The organism is Mesorhizobium sp. M0590 (genome assembly GCF_040320905.1).
Taxonomy (GTDB): Bacteria; Pseudomonadota; Alphaproteobacteria; order Rhizobiales; family Rhizobiaceae; genus Mesorhizobium.
The window spans coordinates 290,511-306,130 of sequence record NZ_JAMYQN010000004.1 but is presented as its reverse complement, the minus strand read 5'-3'; the positions used below and the strand labels follow the sequence as shown (position 1 = coordinate 306,130).

The following is a 15,620-nucleotide window of genomic DNA, read 5'->3' as shown; positions in this document are numbered from 1 at the left end:
CATAACAGTGGTTGGCGTCAATATGGCCTATAGTTTGGAACAATTCCAGACTGGCGCTGCATAATAGATGAATTCCGGCGTCAAGTTTGCGTGCACGATTGCGCGCACCGGAACCAGCGGCGCGCTTTCTGGGGCAGGCGACACTAGATAAGTTCGCATACACGATCAGGAGCGGCCCATCATGTCACGACCAGCCCCGGCATTTGCATCCGTCGCGTCCGTCCGGTTCGACGCCGATGCCGACGCCAAGCTTTCGGCGCTCAGGCGCACCAAGTTCGTTGCCGCCGCAGCGCTTGCGTTTTGCGTGCTGGTCTTTGCGGTGGCGAAATCGCTCGAGAGCCGGCATGCGTGGTTGGGCTTCGTCGCCGCTTTCGCCGAGGCGGCGACGATCGGCGGCCTGGCGGACTGGTATGCGGTGGTGGCGCTGTTTCGGCGGCCGCTTGGCCTGCCGATCCCGCATACGGCCATCATCCCGGAAAACCAGAATCGCATCGCCGACAATCTCGGCCGCTTCATCGAGGTGAATTTCCTGGCGCCGGAACCGGTGCGCGAAAAGCTCGCCGAGGTCGACTTTTCCGCGCTGGTCGCGGACTGGCTGGCCGACCCGAACCGCGCCGCCGATTTGTCGCGCTTCGTCGGCCGGCTGGTGCCGCAGACGCTGGCGGCGGTCGAGCAATCCGGACTGCGCGGCTTCGTCACCAGCCGTATGCTGGAGCAGATCGAAAAGGTGCCGCTGGCGCCGCTCGCCGCCGAGCTGCTGTCGGCGCTGACTGACGATCGCCGCCACCAGAAATTATTCGACGAGTTCACCAAGGTGGTCGGCCGCTTCCTGAGCGACGAGCAGGCGCTGGCGACGATGCGCGAGAAGATCCGCGAGGAACTGCCGTCGCTGTTCAACCTGTTTCGCGCCGACGCCTATCTGTTGAAGAAGATCATTGCGTCGGCCGGCTCGCTGCTCGATGAGGTGCGGGCCGATCCGCACCATCCGATGCGAGCCGAATTCGACCTTTTCGTCGAAACCTTCGTCGAGCGGTTGAGGACATCCAAACAATATGCCAGGCGCGCTGAAAAGCTGAAGCGCGATTTCCTTGCCCGGCCAGAGCTCAGCGCGCTGGCCGGCGATATGTGGGACAGCCTGCGGCTGTTCATCGAACAGGACGCCAAGGCGCCGAATTCGATGATCCGCGACCATCTCGCCACCATGTTCGTCGAGGTCGGCCGCCATCTTGCCGACGACGCGCAGATCAGGGCCGACATGAACCAGGGGTTCATCGTGGCGCTGGCGTCCTTCGTCGAAAGCCAGAAGAGCGGCGTGTCGAAGTTCATCGCCGACCAGGTCAAGCGCTGGGACCTCGCGCAACTGACAAGGCTTATCGAAATGAATATCGGCAAGGACCTGCAATATATCCGCTTCAACGGCATGATCATCGGTGGCCTTGCCGGGCTCGTGCTCTACACTGCCGAACGGCTGTTTCTTGTCGGCTGACTCGTCCGAATGGACCGCTGAGCTTCGCTGCACTATCTTCCGTGCAGTGGCGGCGTTCACGGCAACAAGGGGAGAGAACCAGCATGGCAAAACGACCGGAGTCCGAGTCCTTCATCGACATGTTCGGCAAGTTCGGCCGCGACCTGAAGCTGCCGAATGTCGACGTCGAGGCGATCCTCGCCCACCACGCCAAGAACCTGGAAGCGCTGGAGAAGTCGGCACGGGCGAGCGCCGCTGGAGCCTCGGCGCTGTTGTCAAGGCAACGCGAGATGCTGCAGGACACGCTGCGCGAAATCACCGACATGGCACAAAGCTACAGAGCGCCCGGCAATCCGCAGGAAATGATGCAGAAGCAGGCGGCGTTCGCCAGGAAATCCTTCGAGACCGCGCTGAAGAATGCCGGCGAGATGGCCGAACTGGCGAGGGCGTCCGGCACCGAATCGATCGAAATCCTGCGCAGCCGCATCAAGGAGGCGATGGAGGAGATCCGCGCCGGCCACGACAAGAGGTAGCTGTTCCCCGGCAGCACACTTGCCGGCGGCGAAGACTGGCGGTTCGCGGGCCGAAGATTATGCGCTGGAATCGCATTGGCGAATTGACAGGGGCGGCCCGTCGTGGTCCGGAACAGGCAAGCGATCGGGAAAGCAGGAATGACGCAGATACGGCCGAGGACGCCGCCGACCTTCGAGCAACTCAGGGCGATGGCCGGGCAGGAATTAGGCGTCTCGGACTGGACGCTGGTCGATCAGCACCGCATCGACCAGTTTGCCGAATGCACGGGCGATCATCAATGGATCCATGTCGATCCCGAGCGGGCGAAGCGGCAAAGCCCGTTCCGCACCACGATCGCGCATGGCTATCTGACCCTGTCGATCATCGGCGCGCTGGCGCTCGAGATGGGGATCGTACCCGAAAACACGCAGGCCGCGTTCAATTACGGTTTCGACAAAGTGCGCTTCGTGGCGCCGGTCAGGGTCGGCTCGCGAATCAGGCTGCGCACCACGCTGTTGTCGATGGAAGACAAAGGTCCGGGGCAATATCTAATGAAGGCCGCCAATACGGTCGAGATCGAAGGCGAGCAGAGGCCGGCGCTGACCGCCGAGACGCTCGTCATGCTTTACGCACGCCGCAAGCGGGCCGGCACCTGAGAGGTCAGCCTCAGTTTTGCGGCAGCGCAATCAACGCGACATCGCCTCTTCAAGCGCCCTGAAAATCCGGTCATCTCCGGACTGCGCGACGTTGAAGCGCATGAAACGGCTGGCCGACCGAGACAGGCTGAACGCATTGCCGGGCGCAAGCACGACGTTGGCCGACAAAGCGTGACGGGCGACATCCGCGGCATCTATCCCCTCCGGCAGCCTGCACCACAAAAACATGCCGGCGGGCTGATCTATCCATGGCACGATGCCGATCGCCCTGAGGCGGGTGCCGGTTTCTTCCATGGCGCGCGTGAGCCGCGCGCGCAGCAGATCGACGTGCTTGCGATAGAGGCCGTCCTTCAGCAGCGTCAGTACCAGTTCGGATGCAAGCCGACCGCTGCCAAACGACGTGGCGATCTTGAGATCGATCAATCCTTCCATCCAGTTGCGAGGAGCGGCGATGAAGCCGCAGCGCACCGATGCCGACAGCGTCTTGGAAAAGCTTCCGATATGAATGACCCGGCTGAGGCCGTCGAAGGCCGCCAGCCTGGGCGCGGACGTGTGTTCGAAATCGGCGAAGATATCGTCCTCGATGATCGTCAGCCCCGACGGGTCGGCGAGCTTCAGCACCCGATGGGCAACGACCGGGGACAATATGGCGCCGGTCGGATTGTGGAGCGCCGAATTGGTGATGTAGAGGCGCGGCCGATGCTCGTTCAGTGCCTGCGCGAACAGCTCGATGTCCGGACCCGAGCGCGTGTAGGGGACGCTGATCACCTTGGCCCGATGGGCGCGCAACAGGGCATGGAAGTTGAAGTAGCAGGGATCGTCGACCAACACCGTGTCACCCGGTTCGAGCAGGAACCGGCACAGCAGGTCGATCGCCTGGGTGCCCGATTCCGTCAGCATGATCTGGTCCGGAGAGGCTTCGATGCCGTGCTCGGCCATGCGCCGCGCCAGCAGATTGCGTAGCGCCGGCAAGCCGAGCGGCGTGCCGTAGTCGGTCAGCGCGGCGTCGTCGGCGCGGGCCGTCGTCCGCAGTGCCCGGCGCAATCCAGCCTCGGGCATCCATGTTGCCGGCAGCCAGCCGCAACCCGGTTTCAGGACGCCGTCGCCGGCTTCCAGCGATTGGCGCGAGACCCAGAGCGGGTCGACGGCACGGTCAAGCCTGGGGCCGATCTCGGCCAGCGACAACGGAGCCAACGGTCCGGCGGCATAGAAACCCGAGCCGGGCCGCGAGCGGATCATGCCTTCCGCCGCAAGACGCTCATAAGCTTCGACCACGGTGGATTTGGAAACCTGCATGGCCTTGGCGAACGCCCGGATCGAAGGCAGCCGCATTCCCGGTGTCAGGCTGCGCGCGGCGATCCTGTGCCTGATCGTCGCCATGACGCTTTCGACAAGCGTCCGGCTGCCTTCATCAGTTGTCGTCTGCTCGTCCATCCGTACTGCTCGCCCTACCATGACGGTTTTATCAAACTGTACCTGATTGTCTCTGGCGGAGCCATACGCCCGGCCCGATAGAGGGCGAAATCAGCGGGGCATCGATGGACAAGGCGGCGAGTAGTTGGGCGGCGAGTGGCTGGATCAACGGGTTCATAGGCGTGCTGATCTTCAGCGGTTCGCTTCCGGCGACGCGCGTGGCGGTGATGGATTTCGATCCGGTGTTCGTAACGGTCGCCCGTGCGGCTTCGGCGGGCATCCTCGGCCTGGCGCTGCTGCTCGTTTTTCGTCAGAAGCGCCCGGAGCGGCGAGATCTGTTCCCGCTGGCGATCGTGGCGCTTGGCGTCGTGGTCGGTTTTCCCCTGCTGACGGCGCTGGCGCTCAAGCACATCACGTCGGCTCACTCCATCATTTTCGTCGGCCTGTTGCCGTTGGCGACCGCGATCTTCGGTGTGGTTCGAGGCGGCGATCGCCCGAAGCCGGCGTTCTGGCTGTTCTCGTGCCTCGGCAGCGCCCTTGTCGCCGGTTTCGCAGTCACGCAAGGCCTGTCGGTCTCGCCGCTCGGCGACATCTTGATGCTGGCCGCCATCATCGTGTGCGGATTGGGCTATGCCGAAGGAGCGGCGCTGTCGCGCAAACTCGGCGGTTGGCAGGTGATTTCGTGGGCGCTGGTGCTGTCGCTGCCCCTCATGCTGGCGCTGACGTTCATCACCATGCCGCCGTCGCTCGAAAGTGCCGGCAGGGGCGCATGGATTGGTCTGGCCTATGTCTCGCTGTTCAGCATGCTGATCGGTTTCGTGTTCTGGTATCGCGGCCTGGCGCAAGGCGGCATCGCCGCGGTCGGGCAGTTGCAACTGCTGCAGCCCTTCTTCGGCCTGGGGCTGGCGGCAGCGCTGCTGGATGAGCAGGTCAGTCCCGCCATGATCGCCGTCACCGCCGCCGTCGTGCTTTGCGTCGTCGGTGCCAAGAGATATGCGAGATAGGTGCGCCGGCTGCCGGAGTTGCATGCGAACCGGGTGGAATCCTCAAGGATGCTTGGCAACGATATCAGTTCGCCCGGCAGTGGCGCGGGCTGAAAATACCGCAAGGATCAGCGCCATCAGCACCAGGCCCGTCGCCACCTGGAAGGTGACCTGCATCCCTCGTGCCGCTGCCGCAGGTGCCAACACTGCCAAGCCAGTGCCTTCCCCAGCCGATGCGAAGGCAAACACTGCGCCCATCACGGACGCACCGGTGATCAGGCCGAGATTGCGCGACAGATTGAGCAGGCCGGAGACGACGCCGCGCTGGTCGGATGCGACGCCCGTCATCACGGCCGAATTGTTGGAGGTCTGAAACAGGCTGTAGCCGGTGCAGACGATGATGATCGGCACGACATAGCCGGCAATACCGAATTCCGCCCGCGACAGAGCAAAGGTGCCAATAGCGAGATCGAACAGGCCGACGATCATGATCCGGTTCGCCCCGAAACGATCGACCAGGCGTCCGGCCGGCAGCGCCGCCAATGCGGTAACCAGAGGGCCGGTCGACAGAACCAGCCCGACCATGGCTGCGTCCAGCCCGAGCGCGCGCGACAGATAGAATGGTGCGACCACCAGCGTCGCCATCATCACCGTGGCGACGATCAGGTTCATGGCGAGGCTTGCGTTCAACGCCTGGTCGCGGAACCTCGCAGGTTGGATCAAAGGGTTCTGGACCCTTGTCTGCGCAATGACAAACAGCAGGCCAGCCACGGTTGCGGCAATCAGCAAGCCGACATTGAGAGAACCAAAACTGCCACGCCCAAGGGTCATGGCGAGCGCATAGGCGGCTAGCGTCAGCGCGAGCAAAGCCGTGCCGATCCCGTCGAAACCGCGCCGACCTGGCGTCTTTTTTCCGGCCGACAGGAAGCGCCAGGCAAGCGCAAAGGCCAGCACCCCCAACGGCAGATTGATGAGGAAGATCGCGCGCCAGCCGAGGCCGGCAATCAACAGTCCGCCAAGCGAGGGGCCAAGCGTGGTGCCGATCGCCGACATGGCGCCGAGCAGGCCCATGACGCTGCCGGTTTTATCCCGGGGAACCGCGTCGGCGACAAAGGCCAGCGTCAGAGCCATCATAATGGCCGCGCCGAGCCCCTGTGCCGCCCGTGCGGCGATCAGCAGCCAGAGCGTCGGCGCGAGCCCGCAAAGCACCGATGCGAAGGTGAACAGGGCAATGCCGCCGAGCAATAGCGGTCGGCGGCCGAATATGTCGGCGAGCCGCCCGGCGCTGACAATCAAGGTGGTGATGGCGAGCAGATAGGCCAGGACGACCCATTGCACGAGCTGGAACGATGCGCCGAACGCCTGCATCAGCGATGGCAGCCCGACGCTGGCGATGCTGGTGGCGAGCGACGACAGCAGCGTTGAAAGCGACAGGCTTGCCAATGCCCATCGGGCCGAGCGGACGCTCACCGGGGCCACGTCATTCCCGATCTTTTCAGCCCCGGCCTTTTCAGCCCAAGTCTTTTCAACGATCGATGCCACGGTGAACTCCTCTGCCGGCAAGCCCCAAACCGGAGCTGTCGGAAGCTATTCCCTCGCATGATGTGGCGGAAGGCGCAGTATCTGCATCTTATTCGTGCACGAAACGCCACATCACGGCCGAGCTGTGCTATGGTCCTTCCATGTCGTCACCCGATCTCAATCTGCTTGTCGCCCTCGAAGTGCTGCTGAGCGAGGGCAGTGTGGCGCGTGCTGCCGCGCGGCTGCGCCTCAGTCCCTCGGCGATGAGCCGGACGTTGGCGCGGTTGCGCCAGGCGACAGGCGACCCATTGTTGGTCCGGGCCGGCCGTGGCCTGGTTGCGACGCCGCGCGCGCTCGAATTGCAGCAACAGGTAGGCCGAGTCGTCCAGGATGCGGAAACGCTGCTGCGCCCGGCCAAGCTCCTCGACCTCTCTGCTCTCGACAAGGTCTTCACGCTGCGCGCCAACGAAAGTTTCGTCGAGGAGTTCGCACCGCGTCTTCTGACCAGTGTCGAAGCGGATGCACCTGGCGTGCGGCTGCGTTTTGCGCCGAAATCCGACAAGAACGACATGTCGTTGCGTGACGCGGCGGTTGATCTCGAAATCGGGGTTGCCAGTGAAACGAGTCCTGAAATGCGCATTCAGGCGCTGTTTCGCGACCGCTTCATCGGTGCGGTGCGAACGGGTCACAGGCTGGGCGAGGGCCCAATGACGCCGGAACGCTATGCGGCCGGCCGCCACATCAGCGTTTCGCGGCGTGGCCGCGAAAAGGGCCCGATCGACGAGGCCTTGAAACTGCTCGGTCTCCAGCGGACGATCGTGTGCATGGTTTCCAGCTTCTCGGCCACGCTCGCCATGGCGCGCGCCTCCGATCTGATCGCCAGCGTCCCCGAACGGCACACGCTGGGCGCGCGCACGGGCATGTACAGCTTCCCGTTGCCGGTCGATATCGAGGAGGTCACCATTTCGATGCTGTGGCATCCGCGACTCGATGCCGATCCGGCACAACGCTGGCTGCGAGCCTGCGTGCGGGAGGTCTGCGCGTCGTTTCGCTGATCCAGACTCAGGGCGTGATCTAGAATCTGGTCACCACGCCGATGCCTATGCCTTCGAAGCCGCCCATCGCCATCAATGCGGCCGGCGCTTCTTCGAGGCTGATCTTCTTGCCGACCAGCAGTTCGGGTTTCAGCTTGCCGGTGCGGATCATCTCCATCATCGCCTGGTAGCGGAAGGCCTGCATGCCGTGGCTGCCGCGGATTTCGAGCTCGAATGCGATCACCTTGTCCATCGGTATCTGCGGCCTGGCATGGTCGCCGAGCATCAGGCCGACCTGCACGTGGCGGCCGCGGCGGCGCAGGTTTGCGATCGAGTTGAACGAGGTACTGGGGTGGCCGAGCGCGTCCATCGACATGTGCGCGCCGCCATTGGTGATCTGCTTGACCGCCTTGACCACGTTCGGCGTCTTTGCCGCGTTGATCGTCGCCACCGCGCCGATCTTTTTGGCAAAGTCCAGCTTCTCGTCGGTGAGGTCGATGGCGACGACATTGGCGCCCATGGCGCTGGCGATCATGATCGCCGACAGGCCGACGCCGCCGCAGCCGTGCACCGCCACCCATTCGCCGGGCGTCACCCGGCCCTGGTCGACGATGGCGCGGAACGAGGTGACGAACCGGCAGCCGAGGCTGGCGGCGGTGGCGAATTCCATCTCGTCGGGCAAGCGCACGAGATTGGTGTCGGCATGATCGATGGCGACATATTCGGCGAACGAACCCCAGGCGCTGAAGCCGGGCTGGAACTGATGTTCGCACACCTGGTGGTTGCCCGACGTGCATTCGAAGCAGCGGCCGCAGCCGACGGCAAACGGCACGGTGACGCGCTCGCCGCCCTCCAGCGGGTCACCTGGTTGCCTGCGGAGACCACGACGCCGGCCAGTTCGTGGCCCGGCACATGCGGCAGGCGGATGCTGTCGTCGTGGCCCATCCAGCCATGCCAGTCGCTGCGGCAGAGGCCGGTCGCCTCCACCTTGATGACGACGCCTTCCGGTGCCGGCTCCGGATCGGGAACGGTCTGGATCGTTGGCGTTTCGCCGAACTTTTCGAAGACGACGGCTTTCATCGGCAGTTCCTCATCACTTCATGCAATTTGCGGTCTACTCGGCATCGATCTGGTTCTCAGGCGCGGCCTTCTGGAACGCCGGCAGCGCCATGCAGGCGGCATTGATGCGCGAGATCGTCGGGTAGGGCGTCATGTCGACGCCGAAGCGGGCATTGCTGGTGACCTGTGCGACCAGGCAGATGTCGGCCAGCCCCGGCGTGTCGCCATGGCAGAATGTCTTGGTCTCGGGCGAGGAAGCCAGAATCTTTTCAAGCGGCTGGAAGCCTTCATTGACCCAGTGCCGGAACCAGTTGACGACATCCTGGTCGCCGGCGCCGAACAGTGTGCGCAGCGAGGTCAGCACGCGCAGATTGTTCACCGGATGGATGTCGCAGGCGATCATCTGCGCCAGCATCCTGACGCGGGCGCGGCCAGGCGCATCCTTGGGCAGCAGCGGCGGCTCAGGCGTGGTCTCGTCGAAATATTCGATGATCGCCAGCGATTGCGTCAGCAGCGTGCCGTCGTCCAGGACCAGTGCCGGCACCAGCCCTTGCGGATTGACCGCGAGGTAGGCGGGTTCGAGATGCTCGCCGTGGCGCAAATGATGCGGCACGTAGTCGTAGGACAGGCCCTTCATCTCCAGCGCGATCCGCACCCGGTAAGAGGTCGAGGAGCGGTAGTAGTTATGGAGGACGATGTCGCTCATCGGATCGGTTGGCCGATGGTCAGTTCGATTTCGCCGATGCCGTCGACGCCACCGGTGATCTTTTCGCCCGGCCCGACGGCGCCGACGCCAGCCGGTGTTCCGGTGAAGATCAGGTCGCCGGGCTTAAGCTCTAGCGCCTCGCTGCAAATCGAGACGATGTCGGGAACCGGCCAGATCAGTTCGGCAAGGTCGCCGTCCTGCCTGATCTCGCCGTCGACCGCGAGCCAGATGCAGCCCTTTTCGGGATGACCGGATTTTTGCGCCGGGACCAGCGGGCCGCAGGGCGCTGAACGGTCGAAGGCTTTCGACCAGTCCCACGGCCTTGCCGCCTTTTTCGCCTCGTCCTGAAGGTCGCGGCGAGTCAGGTCGACGCCGACGCCGTAGCCCCAGACATGGTCCAGCGCGCGCTCGCGCGGGATGCGAAAGCCGGCTCTGCCGATCGCGACGACCAGCTCGATTTCGTGATGCAGGTTTTGGGTCAGTGGCGGGTAGGGGATCGTGGTGCCCGAACCGACCACCGAGTCGACCACTGCGTCGCCTGGTTTGGTGAAGAAGAAGGGAGGGTCGCGCTCGTCATTGCCGAGCTCGCGGGCATGGGCTGCGTAGTTGCGGCCAACGCAGAAGATCCGGCGCACCGCAAAACGCTCCGGCGAGCCGGCCACGGCCACCGACGGGGTTGCGGGCAAGGGAAGGACGAAGCCGGTCATGCACTGTCTCTGTTTCAGTGGATATGTCGCCGGCACATTCGACCGATTTGGCCGGTCGGGCAAGGCATTGCATCGCGCAAAGGCTAGGCCTGCCGCACGGTGCCGCGGAAATCGCCGGTACATTTTGCTCTGCCGGCCAGATGGCAATGTACCATTTGGGAATAAGCCGGCCACGGCGCGAAGCGCCTGCCGCCAACGCCTGAGACTGTCGACCGTTGGTTTCGGGGAACGGACGTGACAGCCCCTTTCGGTCCGTCCTGTGCTTCGGGCGTGTCGTTATCTCGCACTTGCACAAAGTTCTGGTGCGCTGCAATATAGCTGGAGGAATGCGGCCTCCAGCCCGCCTTTCGCAGGTTCAATGAAGGGACCGGCATGACGGACATTTCCGCGACGCGTCTTGTCGTATCCAGGCCTGTGGCCGACAGCTCGGCAAGAACCAGGCTTGCCTATCTCGACGGCTGGCGCGGCCTGTCGATCGCGCTGGTGCTGATCGGCCATTTCTTCCCCGTTCCCGGCATCAATCTCGGCGTCCTGGGCGTCGAATTCTTCTTCGTGCTCAGCGGCCGGCTGATGGCCGAGATCCTGTTTGTCGAATACTATCCGCTGAAGAAATTCTTCAAGCGCCGGTTCTCCCGCATCTACCCGGCACTACTCATCTTCGTCGTCGCCGCGATGGTTGCCTTGTCCGGCACATTCATCGCCTTCAAATGGAAGGCGGCGCTGACGGCGCTGACGTTCACCTACAACTATGCCGGAATTCTCGTCACCCGCGCCGGCGCGCTCGACCATATCTGGTCGCTCTGCGTCGAAGAGCACGCCTATATCATCCTGGCGCTGATCAGCGTCGTCGTCTCGGGGCGGTCCCGGGTCATCATGTTGCTCGGTGCATTGTCGGTGCTGGCCATGGCAAACGGCGCCATCTCCTACTGGGTGCTCGCAATAGGCTACGAGGGCACCTATTGGCGCACCGACGTGCACATCGCCTCGATCCTGCTGTCGGCGGTGATATGCCTGCTCAAGGCCGACGACAGGCTGCCGGCGCTGCTCAAGGGGCCGCATGTCGCCCCGGCGGCCTCAGTAGTGGCTGTGCTCCTTTTCATGGCTGCCGTGCCAACCCCGATCCACTATCTGGTCGCGGTGCCGCTGTTGGCACTCGCCGTCAATTTGCTCGACTTCAGCAGCCGGTATCTGACCGGGTTTCTATCGTCCCTGCCGATGACGATGCTGGGGCTGTGGTCGTATTCGCTCTATCTTTGGCAGCAGCCCTTTTATCAAATCGTCGACATAAAAGGCAGTTCGCCGTGGTTGATGCTTGCGGCGGCGTTCGCTTGCGCGCTGTGCAGCTACTACATCATCGAAAAGCCGGCCCGCTCCTGGCTGAACCGCAATTGGTAGGGCGAACGGCGCCCGCCGTTCAGCCGGCGATCCGTCTTGCATAATACCGCACGGCTTTCCTGCCGCCGTGGATTACCGCGTCGCCCACTTCCGCAAAGCCGAGTGCGGCATGGAAGGCGTCCGAAGCCGGATTGGGTGGCTCGGCATTGACTTCGCAGGTGACGATCGCCTGGCCCGCGCGTGACGCCTGCTCGAACAGATCCTCATACAGCCGGCGGGCATGGCCGCGGCCGCGCGCTTTGGCGCCGACCACGACGCGGTCGACGTAGACGAACCGCGGATAGCGCTCGCGAAACCACAGGAAGTTGGGGCTGTCGTAGCTCGCGTCCTGGTCGAAGGTCATGATGAAGGCTTCGAGTGCACCGATGCGGCGCGTGTAAAACGCTTCGCCGAGCAGGAAGGACAGGCGCTCAGGTTCGAGCCATGATAATTCCGCAGCGTGCTCGTTGTTGAGCGCGAGGATGGCGGGCTCATCCTGCGGCGAAACCCGTTCGATCGGCAAACGCATTTCGATCATGTTTTTTCTTCGATCTTCCAGGATCATGTCCGGGCAGCGGCGATGGTCGCCGCCACCAGCGCCTCGTCGGTCACGGTGTTGCGGTATTCGCGGTCGAGGTCGGTGCCGCCCATGCCGACTTTCGGGTTGCGGTAGCGCATGGCACTCGGCACGTCCTTGAGCGCGGCGAAGTGCATTTCGCTCAACCCGGTTTTCCTCCGCACCTTGCTGATGTTCTCGGGATCAAGCCCGCCGCAGCCGAGGATGATGATGCGGTCGCCGGCCTGCCTGACAAGCTCGGCGAGCAGGTCCGCGCCTTCCAGTGCCGTGTCGCGCTGGCCGCTGGTCAGCACGCGGCCGACCTTGCAGCGGATCAGCGCTTCCAGCGCCTCGGTCGGGTCGCGGGTCATGTCGAAGGCGCGGTGGCAGGTGACGTTCAAGCGTCCCGCCGCCTTAACCAATTCGCTCATGCGCTGTTCGTCGATAGTGCCGTCGGCAGCGAGGCAACCGACGACGACACCGGCGACGCCGAGCTCGGCAAGCGCGCCGACATCGGCGAGCATCGAACGATATTCGGCTTCGCCATACAGAAAATCGCCGCCGCGCGGCCGCACGATGACGTGGAACGGGATCGTCGCCAGCTCGAGCGCGGCGCGCACCGTGCCGAAGCTCGGCGTGATGCCGCCCTCGATCAGGCTGGCACAGAGCTCGACACGGTCGGCGCCTGCGGCTTGCGCGGCCAGCAGGCCGTCTATGCCTTCGACGCAGATCTCGATCAACGGGAGGCGAGGGCGTTCGGTCTCGGTCATGGGCGATCCGTCGATGATTTCAGCTGGCCAGCGGTAGCATCGGGCATGGTGCGATGAAAGCCGGAAGTGTTGGCTCAATGTGCTTGCGGGCGCGCCTGCCATTCCGCCGCTTGACACATTCATAACTTAAGCGTTATACGTAACTCATAGCTGGTGGGTTATTGGTTCTCATGGAGAGCGCGTTGTTGATAGCCCAGCCAAACCGCAAACAACGGGTCCGAAGTCATGACTGAAGCAACCACAATCGAAACCAAATCCATTGTCGTCGAGCGTCTGATCCCGCATGCGGCTGAAAAGATATGGCGCGCACTGACCGTGCCGCATCTAGTTGCCGAATGGCTGATGGAGAACGACTTTGCGCCTGAGCAAGGCCATCGCTTTACCTTTCGCGCGACGCCGGTGCCTGGCTGGTCCGGCGTGACGAACTGCGAGGTGCTGAAGATCGAGCCGCCACGCCTGCTAGCCTACAGCTGGGGCGACGGCACCGAATCCGACAGCGGTCTGAAGACCGTGGTGACATGGTCGTTGACGCCCGAAGGTACAGCGACGCGGGTGCGCATGGAGCATTCCGGGTTCCGGTCCGAGGACGAGCGCGGCTACATCGGCATGGGAAGCGGTTGGCCGCGCATTCTCGAGCGGCTTGAGCGGGTGACTGCCTCGCAAAGCTGAAGATCCCGGCGCTCGCCTTGCCGCAACGCGGCGGCCGGCGAACTGACAGAACCAAGACATATCGAGACCCCGGATGTTCGTCGTCCGGGCTTGAAAAAACACGCCCGAAGGAGACCACTATGCAAGCACGATTGAAAAACCCGGTGGTGCTCATTCCCGGCGCCTTGCAGGCGCTGCTCGCGCTGGACAAGTCTACGGAAACGGCTGACCTGTCCTATGTGACGCGCAAGCTCGTCCATTTGCGCGCCAGCCAGATCAACGGATGCAGCCTCTGCGTCGATATGCATGCGCGCGAATTGAAGAAGGCCGGCGAAAAGGACGAACGCATCTTTGCCGTGTCCGCATGGCGGGAGACACCCTACTTCACCGACGCCGAACGCGCCGCGCTGGCACTGACCGAGGCGGCAACCCGGTTGGCCGACCGGCCGGATCCGGTGCCGGATGCAGTCTGGGACGAGGCCGCCCGGCACTATGACGAAAAGGCGCTTGCCGCCCTGGTCGTCCAGATTGCCCTGATCAACGCATTCAACCGGCTCAACGCAACCACCAGGCAGATGGTCGGCGCCTGGGGCTGAACGGGGCCGGATTCTCGAAAAGCCACATCAGATCCGCAGCTTGTGCGAATTCGCGCGGACGAAGTCGATGAAGGCCCGCAGCTTCGGTGGCACGAGGCGGCGGCTGGGATAATAGAGGTGGAGCGGCTCGTAAGCGGGACAGAAAGGCTCCAGCACCTTGACCAGCGCGCCTGAGGCGAGAAGCGGCGCGGCGAGGCCCTCGACCGCGAAGGCGAGGCCAAGCCCTTGCGCGGCGGCGGTAATGCACAGCGGAAGCGTGTTCACGACCAGGCATGCGTCCGGCGTGAATGCGACTTCGCGTCCCTCCACAATGAACTCCCAGGGCGAAATCGCGCGCGTGCGGGTCAGGGCGAATGCGATGCAGCGATGGGCGGCGAGGTCGGCCGGCCGCTTCGGTGTGCCGTTGCGCGCCAGATAATCGGGGCTACCCACCGCGACCATCTGCAGTGGCCCGCCCAGACGCGCGCCGATCATGTCTTTCTCGAGAAGTTCGCCGATGCGCAGGCCGGCGTCGAAGCCATCGGCGGCGATATCGACGAAGCTGTCGTCGAAAATCAGACTAAGCCGCACTTCGGGATAAGCATCCATGAACGGCCGCATCAGCGGCTCGATCAGCAGCGGAGCGGCGATCCACGGCAGGCTGAGCCGCAGCGTGCCGGCGGGACGATCGCGGCTGTCGCGCAGAGCCGCACCAGCCGCCCAGATATCTTCGGCTGCCGGACGCACATGGTCGAGGTATTGGGCGCCAGCTTCGGTCAAGCCAACGCTGCGGGTCGTCCGGTTGAGCAGCCGCACCCCCAGGCGCTCCTCGAGCCCCTTGACCGCCTCGCTCAACGAGGCCGGAGCGACGCCGAGCTCGGCGCCGGCGCGGGTGAAGCTTTTGGCCTCCGCAACCTTGACGAAGGCGACGATGCCGCTGAATTGGTCGAGGCGCATTGTAAGGATTTTCCAAATAGCCCTATCGAACTCTACTGGTTTTTCCGGCGAACGAAAGGCGTCATGTTGGGTCCGACGAACGGGCCTCGGTGTTGGGAACGGCTCGAACGGGCAAGGAGACAGGACCGATGACCAGGCTTGCTTTACTCGCCGCCGGCACTCTTCTGGCGGTGTCTGCCGCCCCGGCGCACAGCGGGCCACTGGAAGACCGCAATATCCAGCTCATCAAAGACTACTACGCAGCTTACGCGACCGGCAATCCCGAGGCCGTGCGGCCCTTCCTCGCGCCCGACATCGTGTGGCGCATTCCCGGTCATCATCCGCTCGCCGGCGACAAGCGCGGGCCGGACGAGGTGGTCGCCTTCTTCCGCGGCCTGGCCGATGGCAAGTTCAAGGCCGAGCCGATCTTCTTCCAGGCGCAAGGCGACCTCGTGGTCGACGTCCATCGCGGCTGGTCGAATGTCGGCTCAGGTCCCGAGATCGACCAGTTCTACGCGCTGATGTTCCGCATCACGGACGGCAAGATCGCCGAGGCACAGAATTTTTTGACCGACATGTACCAGTCGGACGCTTTCTACTGGGCGCATTACCCGCTGAAGCCACTGCCCAGCCGACTGGCTGGCGAGCGCTGAGACGGCGGTCTTTCTCGCAACGCGCCGCGCTTCTCATTCCAAGCCAAAGGA

Annotated in this window: 16 protein-coding genes and 1 pseudogene; 9 read left to right on the top strand and 8 right to left on the bottom strand. The window is 63.8% G+C overall.

Going from position 1 to position 15,620, the window contains the following annotated elements; translation table 11 throughout:
- Window positions 1–181: 181 nt before the first annotated feature.
- The 3 genes from NKI52_RS10210 (at window position 182) to NKI52_RS10200 (ending at window position 2,634) form a co-directional block, all read left to right on the top strand.
- Window positions 182–1,486: a DUF445 domain-containing protein gene (locus NKI52_RS10210; RefSeq protein ID WP_352454554.1), complete on the top strand. Its 1,305-nt coding sequence runs from the start codon at window positions 182–184 to the stop codon at window positions 1,484–1,486.
- Window positions 1,487–1,569: 83 nt separating this feature from the next.
- The gene (locus tag NKI52_RS10205) at window positions 1,570–1,998 is read left to right on the top strand and encodes a phasin family protein (RefSeq protein ID WP_023676429.1); all 429 of its coding nucleotides are present in this window, start codon (window positions 1,570–1,572) and stop codon (window positions 1,996–1,998) included.
- A gap of 138 nt (window positions 1,999–2,136) precedes the next feature.
- On the top strand, window positions 2,137–2,634 hold the full coding sequence (locus NKI52_RS10200) for a MaoC family dehydratase (protein ID WP_292664992.1): 498 nt from the start codon (window positions 2,137–2,139) through the stop codon (window positions 2,632–2,634).
- Window positions 2,635–2,664: 30 nt separating this feature from the next.
- Here the strand turns inward: NKI52_RS10200 and NKI52_RS10195 are convergent, their stop codons facing one another.
- Window positions 2,665–4,068 (bottom strand): aminotransferase-like domain-containing protein, encoded by a 1,404-nt coding sequence (locus NKI52_RS10195; RefSeq protein ID WP_352697823.1) that lies wholly within the window; start codon window positions 4,066–4,068, stop codon window positions 2,665–2,667.
- A gap of 104 nt (window positions 4,069–4,172) precedes the next feature.
- On the opposite strand from NKI52_RS10195, the gene NKI52_RS10190 reads away from it, so the two are divergent.
- The gene (locus NKI52_RS10190; RefSeq protein WP_352697821.1) at window positions 4,173–5,051 is read left to right on the top strand and encodes a DMT family transporter; all 879 of its coding nucleotides are present in this window, start codon (window positions 4,173–4,175) and stop codon (window positions 5,049–5,051) included.
- A 42-nt stretch (window positions 5,052–5,093) separates the two neighbouring features.
- Here the strand turns inward: NKI52_RS10190 and NKI52_RS10185 are convergent, their stop codons facing one another.
- The gene (locus tag NKI52_RS10185) at window positions 5,094–6,521 is read right to left on the bottom strand and encodes an MFS transporter (RefSeq protein WP_352697851.1); all 1,428 of its coding nucleotides are present in this window, start codon (window positions 6,519–6,521) and stop codon (window positions 5,094–5,096) included.
- Window positions 6,522–6,712: 191 nt separating this feature from the next.
- Here NKI52_RS10185 and NKI52_RS10180 point away from each other — a divergent pair, with 191 nt between their 5' ends.
- Window positions 6,713–7,606 (top strand): LysR family transcriptional regulator, encoded by an 894-nt coding sequence (locus NKI52_RS10180; RefSeq protein WP_352697819.1) that lies wholly within the window; start codon window positions 6,713–6,715, stop codon window positions 7,604–7,606.
- Window positions 7,607–7,625: 19 nt separating this feature from the next.
- On the opposite strand, the pseudogene NKI52_RS10175 reads toward NKI52_RS10180, so the two are convergent.
- From NKI52_RS10175 to NKI52_RS10165, 3 genes and pseudogenes are all read right to left on the bottom strand, one after another.
- Window positions 7,626–8,665: pseudogene (locus NKI52_RS10175) on the bottom strand (zinc-dependent alcohol dehydrogenase family protein).
- Between the two features lie 34 nt (window positions 8,666–8,699).
- A complete protein-coding gene (gene maiA / locus NKI52_RS10170) occupies window positions 8,700–9,350 on the bottom strand; it encodes a maleylacetoacetate isomerase (protein ID WP_023676422.1) in 651 nt (216 codons plus the stop codon).
- Window positions 9,347–10,057 carry a fumarylacetoacetate hydrolase family protein gene (locus NKI52_RS10165; RefSeq protein ID WP_023676421.1) on the bottom strand — a complete coding sequence of 237 codons (711 nt, stop codon included), beginning with the start codon at window positions 10,055–10,057 and terminating at the stop codon, window positions 9,347–9,349. Before NKI52_RS10165 ends, maiA begins: the two co-directional genes overlap by 4 nt.
- 372 nt (window positions 10,058–10,429) lie before the next feature.
- On the opposite strand from NKI52_RS10165, the gene NKI52_RS10160 reads away from it, so the two are divergent.
- Window positions 10,430–11,452 (top strand): acyltransferase family protein, encoded by a 1,023-nt coding sequence (locus NKI52_RS10160; RefSeq protein ID WP_352644719.1) that lies wholly within the window; start codon window positions 10,430–10,432, stop codon window positions 11,450–11,452.
- A 19-nt stretch (window positions 11,453–11,471) separates the two neighbouring features.
- On the opposite strand, the gene NKI52_RS10155 is transcribed toward NKI52_RS10160, so the two are convergent.
- Together NKI52_RS10155 and NKI52_RS10150 are read right to left on the bottom strand one after the other, a co-directional pair.
- Window positions 11,472–11,960, bottom strand: coding sequence for a GNAT family N-acetyltransferase (locus NKI52_RS10155; protein WP_023676419.1), 489 nt, complete (start codon window positions 11,958–11,960; stop codon window positions 11,472–11,474).
- Window positions 11,961–11,992: 32 nt separating this feature from the next.
- Entirely contained in the window at window positions 11,993–12,757 is a 765-nt protein-coding gene (locus NKI52_RS10150; protein ID WP_023676418.1) for a copper homeostasis protein CutC, read from the bottom strand.
- Window positions 12,758–12,982: 225 nt separating this feature from the next.
- Here NKI52_RS10150 and NKI52_RS10145 point away from each other — a divergent pair, with 225 nt between their 5' ends.
- A complete protein-coding gene (locus NKI52_RS10145; RefSeq protein ID WP_023676417.1) occupies window positions 12,983–13,426 on the top strand; it encodes an SRPBCC family protein in 444 nt (147 codons plus the stop codon).
- A gap of 119 nt (window positions 13,427–13,545) precedes the next feature.
- Window positions 13,546–14,001: a carboxymuconolactone decarboxylase family protein gene (locus tag NKI52_RS10140; RefSeq protein ID WP_023676416.1), complete on the top strand. Its 456-nt coding sequence runs from the start codon at window positions 13,546–13,548 to the stop codon at window positions 13,999–14,001.
- A 27-nt stretch (window positions 14,002–14,028) separates the two neighbouring features.
- Here the strand turns inward: NKI52_RS10140 and NKI52_RS10135 are convergent, their stop codons facing one another.
- Window positions 14,029–14,937: a LysR family transcriptional regulator gene (locus NKI52_RS10135; RefSeq protein ID WP_023676415.1), complete on the bottom strand. Its 909-nt coding sequence runs from the start codon at window positions 14,935–14,937 to the stop codon at window positions 14,029–14,031.
- A 128-nt stretch (window positions 14,938–15,065) separates the two neighbouring features.
- Between NKI52_RS10135 and NKI52_RS10130 the strand changes: the two genes are divergently transcribed.
- A complete protein-coding gene (locus tag NKI52_RS10130) occupies window positions 15,066–15,569 on the top strand; it encodes a nuclear transport factor 2 family protein (protein ID WP_051406120.1) in 504 nt (167 codons plus the stop codon).
- The last annotated feature ends 51 nt before the right edge of the window (window positions 15,570–15,620 follow it).

Bases quoted from the DNA above. Each gene is read 5' to 3' on its own strand.
- NKI52_RS10155 (WP_023676419.1), bottom strand. From the start codon at position 11,960: ATGCGTTTGCCGATCGAACGGGTTTCGCCGCAGGATGAGCCCGCCATC.
- NKI52_RS10150 (WP_023676418.1), bottom strand. From the start codon at position 12,757: ATGACCGAGACCGAACGCCCTCGCCTCCCGTTGATCGAGATCTGCGTC.
- NKI52_RS10145 (WP_023676417.1), top strand. From the start codon at position 12,983: ATGACTGAAGCAACCACAATCGAAACCAAATCCATTGTCGTCGAGCGT.
- NKI52_RS10140 (WP_023676416.1), top strand. From the start codon at position 13,546: ATGCAAGCACGATTGAAAAACCCGGTGGTGCTCATTCCCGGCGCCTTG.
- NKI52_RS10195 (WP_352697823.1), bottom strand. From the start codon at position 4,068: ATGGACGAGCAGACGACAACTGATGAAGGCAGCCGGACGCTTGTCGAA.
- NKI52_RS10130 (WP_051406120.1), top strand. From the start codon at position 15,066: ATGACCAGGCTTGCTTTACTCGCCGCCGGCACTCTTCTGGCGGTGTCT.
- maiA (WP_023676422.1), bottom strand. From the start codon at position 9,350: ATGAGCGACATCGTCCTCCATAACTACTACCGCTCCTCGACCTCTTAC.
- NKI52_RS10165 (WP_023676421.1), bottom strand. From the start codon at position 10,057: ATGACCGGCTTCGTCCTTCCCTTGCCCGCAACCCCGTCGGTGGCCGTG.
- NKI52_RS10180 (WP_352697819.1), top strand. From the start codon at position 6,713: ATGTCGTCACCCGATCTCAATCTGCTTGTCGCCCTCGAAGTGCTGCTG.
- NKI52_RS10190 (WP_352697821.1), top strand. From the start codon at position 4,173: ATGGACAAGGCGGCGAGTAGTTGGGCGGCGAGTGGCTGGATCAACGGG.
- NKI52_RS10135 (WP_023676415.1), bottom strand. From the start codon at position 14,937: ATGCGCCTCGACCAATTCAGCGGCATCGTCGCCTTCGTCAAGGTTGCG.
- NKI52_RS10200 (WP_292664992.1), top strand. From the start codon at position 2,137: ATGACGCAGATACGGCCGAGGACGCCGCCGACCTTCGAGCAACTCAGG.
- NKI52_RS10160 (WP_352644719.1), top strand. From the start codon at position 10,430: ATGACGGACATTTCCGCGACGCGTCTTGTCGTATCCAGGCCTGTGGCC.
- NKI52_RS10210 (WP_352454554.1), top strand. From the start codon at position 182: ATGTCACGACCAGCCCCGGCATTTGCATCCGTCGCGTCCGTCCGGTTC.
- NKI52_RS10205 (WP_023676429.1), top strand. From the start codon at position 1,570: ATGGCAAAACGACCGGAGTCCGAGTCCTTCATCGACATGTTCGGCAAG.